Origin of the sequence: Aeromonas sp. A35_P, from assembly GCF_002259925.1 — a bacterium.
Classification (GTDB): domain Bacteria; phylum Pseudomonadota; class Gammaproteobacteria; order Enterobacterales; family Aeromonadaceae; genus Aeromonas; species Aeromonas dhakensis.
The window spans coordinates 1-4,034 of record NZ_NEVB01000146.1 but is presented as its reverse complement, the minus strand read 5'-3'; the positions used below and the strand labels follow the sequence as shown (position 1 = coordinate 4,034).

Sequence of the window (4,034 nt, the reverse complement as noted above, 5' to 3'; positions counted from 1 at the left end):
TCCAAGCACAGCTTTTATACAAACTTATCCACAGAAACCGGCGCCGAATTGCTAGAATGGCCGAAAACAAGGAGGCCAAGATGGACTTGCGACTGAGACCTTACAAGGGAAAACGCCCGCAACTGGGCAAACGGGTATATGTGGACCCCTGCGCCACCCTGGTGGGCGATATCCAGCTGGGTGACGATGCCAGCATCTGGCCCATGGTGGCAGCACGGGGGGATGTGAACCATATCCGCATCGGTGCCCGCAGCAATATTCAGGACGGCACAGTGCTGCACCTGACCCGCAAGAGCGCCAGCAACCCTGGCGGCTATCCACTGCTGATCGGCGAGGATGTCACGGTCGGTCATAAAGCCATGCTGCACGGTTGCACCATAGGCAACCGGGTGCTGGTCGGCATGGGGGCCATCCTGCTGGACGGGGCCGTGGTCGAAGATGATGTGATGATCGGTGCCGGCAGTCTGGTGCCACCAGGCAAGCGACTCGAGGCCGGTTTTCTTTATATGGGTAATCCCATCAAGCAGGCACGTCCTCTCAAGCCGGCCGAGATCGCCTTCCTCAAGACCTCGGCCGACAACTATGTGCTGCTCAAGGACGAATACCTGCAAGAGGTCTGAATCCAGATAACCACAAACAGGAAGCCCGGCATGAGGCCGGGCTTCGCGTCTTATACAGCTATATAGGTGTTGATGACGACTGCCAGCGATCAGTGGGCCTGATCCCAGTTGTCACCGGTGCCCGCCTCGGCCACCAAGGGCACATGCAGCTCGGCAGCGGCTGACATCTTCTCCTTGATGATGGCGATGTACTCCTCCAGCTTCTCTTCACGGATCTCGAACACCAGTTCATCGTGCACCTGCATCAGCATGCGGATCGACTCGTCTTCAATGCCCCGGATCCAGCCATCCACGTTGATCATGGCGCGCTTGATGATGTCGGCGGCCGTACCCTGCATGGGGGCGTTGATGGCGGCCCGTTCCGCGGCCTTGCGCAGACCGGCGTTACGCGACTTGATATCCGGAAGATAGAGACGGCGACCGAACAGAGTCTCGACATAGCCCTGGGCTTCCGCCTGCTGGCGAGTGCGCTCCATATACTCCAGCACGCCAGGGTAGCGCTCGAAGTAGAGATCCATGTACTTCTGCGCCTCGGCACGGCCGATGCCCAGCTGCTTGGCCAGACCGAAGGCGCTCATGCCATAGATGAGGCCGAAGTTGATCGCCTTGGCGCTGCGACGCATGTCGCTGGTCACCGCATCAAGTTCAACCCCGAACACCTCGGCAGCGGTCGCCTTGTGGATGTCCTTGCCCTCGGCGAAGGCGGTCAGCAGCCCCTTGTCACCGGAGAGGTGGGCCATGATCCGCAGCTCGATCTGGGAGTAGTCGGCCGCCACCAGCTTGTAACCGGCGCACGGGATGAAGGCCTGCCGAATGCGACGCCCCTGTTCGTTGCGCACCGGGATGTTCTGCAGGTTGGGATCGGTAGACGAGAGCCGCCCGGTCGCCGCCACCGCCTGATGATAGGAGGTGTGCACCCGCCCGGTCTGCGGCTTGATCATCAGCGGCAGCTTGTCGGTGTAGGTGGACTTGAGCTTGGCCAGGCCACGGTGCTCCATCAGCAGTTGCGGCAGCTCATAGGTTTCCGCCAGCTCAGCCAGCACCTCTTCCGCGGTAGAAGGGGCTCCTTTCGGAGTCTTTTTGATGATCGGCAGCCCCAGCTTGGTGAAGAGGATCTCCCCCAGCTGCTTGGGCGAGGAGAGGTTGAACTCCTGCCCGGCCAGCTCGTGGGCCTGCTTCTCCAGCTCCGCCAGCCGCACTTCGATCTCCTGGCTCTGCTGATGCAACAACTTGGGCTCTATAGTGGTGCCGAGCCGCTCCATCCGGGCCAGCACCGGCAGCAGCGGCAGCTCGATCTCGCTGAATACCTTGGCGAGGCCCGGCTCGGCAGCGAGCTTGCCCCACAGCGCCTGATGCAGGCGTAGGGTGATGTCGGCATCTTCCGCCGCGTAGGGGGCCGCCTGCTCCAGTTCGATCTGGTTGAAGGTGAGCTGCTTGACCCCCTTGCCGGCAATCTCTTCAAACGAGATGGTCTCGACATTCAGATACCTGCGGGCCAGCGAGTCCATGTCGTGACGGCTGGCGGTGGAGTTGAGCACATAGGACTCCAGCATGGTGTCGTAGGCGATACCCTGCAGCTCGATGCCGTGGTTGAGCAGCACGTTGCGATCGTACTTGAGGTTCTGCCCCACCTTGAGGCGGGCCGGATCTTCCAGCAGCGGCTTGAGCTTGCCGAGTACCACGGCCTCGGTCAGCTGTACCGGCGCCCCCAGATAGTCGTGGCCGAAGGGCACATAGGCCGCCTTGCCCGGTTCGATGGCAAAGGAGACGCCAACGACGCGCGCTTCCATATAGTCGAGACTGGTGGTCTCGGTGTCGAAGGCAAACAGCGGCGCCGCCTGCAGGCGTGCCAGCCACTCATCAAATTCGGCCTCGTCCAGAATGCAGCGGTAGTCGGTTTCGATGGCGGCAGCCGGGGCGGCGCCTTCATCATCACCTTCGGCGCCGCTCTCCTCGCCACCGGACTCCAGCTCTTTGATCAGGTTGCGCAGCTCATACTCGCGATAGACCGCCAACAGGGCTTCCTTGTCGATGGGGCCGAGTTCCAGCTCTTCCAGGCTCTGCTCCAGCTCAACGTCGGTCTTGATGGTGGCCAGCACATAGGAGAGGCGCACCTGCTCCTCCTGCTCGCGGAACTTGTCGGCAAAGGTCTTGGAGCCGCGGAAGCCGAGGGCCGCCACCTTGTCCAAGTTGGCGGCGATCTCGTCGATGCTGCCGATCCCCTGCAGCAGGGCCAGGGCTGTCTTCTCGCCGACACCTGTCATGCCGGGGATGTTGTCCACCTTGTCTCCCATCAGGGCCAGGTAGTCGATGATGAGCTCGGGCGGCACGCCGAACTTCTCGATCACCCCTTCCCGATCGGTCTTCACATCTTTCATGGTGTCGATCAGGGTGACATGGTCGGAGACCAGCTGCGCCATGTCCTTGTCGCCGGTGCTGATCAGCACCGGCAGCTGTTTCTCGGTCGCCTGACGGGCCAGGGTGCCGATCACGTCGTCGGCCTCGACCCCTTCGACCATCAGGAAGGGGAAGCCCATCGCCTTGATCATCTGGTGGATGGGGGCCACCTGGCTGCGCAGATCATCCGGCATGCTGGCCCGGTTGGCCTTGTATTCGGGATAGATGTCGTCGCGGAAGGTCTTGCCCTTGGCATCGAACACCACGGCCACATGGCAGTCGGGGTACTGCTTGCGCAGACTGCGCATCATGTTGGCCATGACACGGACGGCGCCGCTCGGCAAACCGGTCGAGGTGCGCAGATCGGCCTGCTGAGAGGCAAAGAAGGCGCGGTAAAGATAAGAGGAGCCGTCGACCAGAATAAGGGGGTTGCTAGGGGCCATGAAATCGTCCTGCCAGAGATAAACAGCCGCTAGGATGCCACAGGGCCCCCCTCACACCAAGAGGGGTGGCGACCCGGCCGAGGGATCCTCATCGACAGCCATGCTGTGGATAACTCTGTGCTCAAAAATGGCGTGATTGATGACGCCCAGTTAAACCACTGTGGATAAAAAATGAAAATTTCATATATAACAATGAATTGAGATCGTTAAAACCAATCACCAGACCGTTGAAATGATCTCGATCAATGTGGAAAAAGATTTAAGGGAGTAAACGCGGCAGGATCCGAAACGAAACAATCCTAGGGAAAGTGCGAAAAAGTCCTTGATGTGAGATCATGAACCCCACTTGGCATCAGGGATGAGGTTCAGCATGAGTCACCAGCTCACCTTCGCGGACTGCGAGTTCAATGGCAAACGCCGTAAAACCCGTAAAGAGATATTCTTGGCTCGCATGGAGGCTGTGCTCCCATGGCCAAGGATGCTGGGGGTCATCGAACCCGTCTATCCCAAAGCTGGTAACGGGCGTCGTCCCTACCCACTCGATACCATGCTCCGCATTCACTGTATGCAGCAG

Annotated in this window: 2 protein-coding genes and 1 pseudogene; 2 read left to right on the top strand and 1 reads right to left on the bottom strand. The window is 60.2% G+C overall.

Annotated elements, in window-relative coordinates; translation table 11 throughout:
* The first annotated feature begins 80 nt into the window (after window positions 1-80).
* A complete protein-coding gene (locus CAK78_RS09835) occupies window positions 81-620 on the top strand; it encodes a gamma carbonic anhydrase family protein (protein WP_094697145.1) in 540 nt (179 codons plus the stop codon).
* A gap of 89 nt (window positions 621-709) precedes the next feature.
* Here CAK78_RS09835 and polA read toward each other — a convergent pair whose 3' ends face one another.
* Entirely contained in the window at window positions 710-3,460 is a 2,751-nt protein-coding gene (polA, locus tag CAK78_RS09830; protein WP_094697144.1) for a DNA polymerase I, read from the bottom strand.
* 370 nt (window positions 3,461-3,830) lie between these two features.
* Between polA and CAK78_RS09825 the strand changes: the two are divergent.
* A pseudogene (locus CAK78_RS09825) lies at window positions 3,831-4,034 on the top strand (IS5/IS1182 family transposase); the annotation flags it as partial.

Excerpts from the sequence above, each read along its gene's own strand:
- polA (WP_094697144.1), bottom strand. The coding sequence starts at position 3,460 with ATGGCCCCTAGCAACCCCCTTATTCTGGTCGACGGCTCCTCTTATCTT.
- CAK78_RS09835 (WP_094697145.1), top strand. The coding sequence starts at position 81 with ATGGACTTGCGACTGAGACCTTACAAGGGAAAACGCCCGCAACTGGGC.